Annotated in this window: 1 protein-coding gene; it reads right to left on the reverse strand. The window is 72.0% G+C overall.

Translation table 11 applies throughout. The features are described 5' to 3' along the window. A partial coding sequence (locus tag BSZ14_RS18900) for an extracellular solute-binding protein (RefSeq protein WP_139330565.1) occupies positions 1-400 on the reverse strand: 400 nt, incomplete at both ends.

Consider the following 400-nt stretch of genomic DNA (forward strand, 5'->3'; position numbering starts at 1 on the left):
GTGTCCAGGGTGCCGGCGTCCACGTCGGCGAGGATCTCGCCGTTCTTCTCGCGGCGCTGCGGGTCGTTGGCGGCGAAGTCCTCGAGCCAGGTCCGGGCCTCGTCCTCGCCCTTCTGCAGGCGAAGGGCGGTGACGAACGTCTGGAAGGACGCGTTGGTGGGGGCGACGCCGACGCGGCCCTTCCACTTCGGATCGGTCAGCTCGTCGACCGACGTCGGGAGGTCGGCCTCGGGGACCTTCTCCTCGTTGTAGGCCAGCACGCGGACGCGGCCGGTCAGGCCGACCCAGTCGCCCTCGTCGTCCCGGTAGGTCTCGGGCACGCGGTCCAGGGTCTCCTGGGCGAGGGGCGTGAACAGGCCCTCCTTGGCGACGGCGCCGAGCGCGCCCGCATCCTGGGAGA

The organism is Sphingomonas sp. Sph1(2015) (assembly GCF_001970915.1).
Classification (GTDB): domain Bacteria; phylum Pseudomonadota; class Alphaproteobacteria; order Sphingomonadales; family Sphingomonadaceae; genus Sphingomonas; species Sphingomonas parapaucimobilis.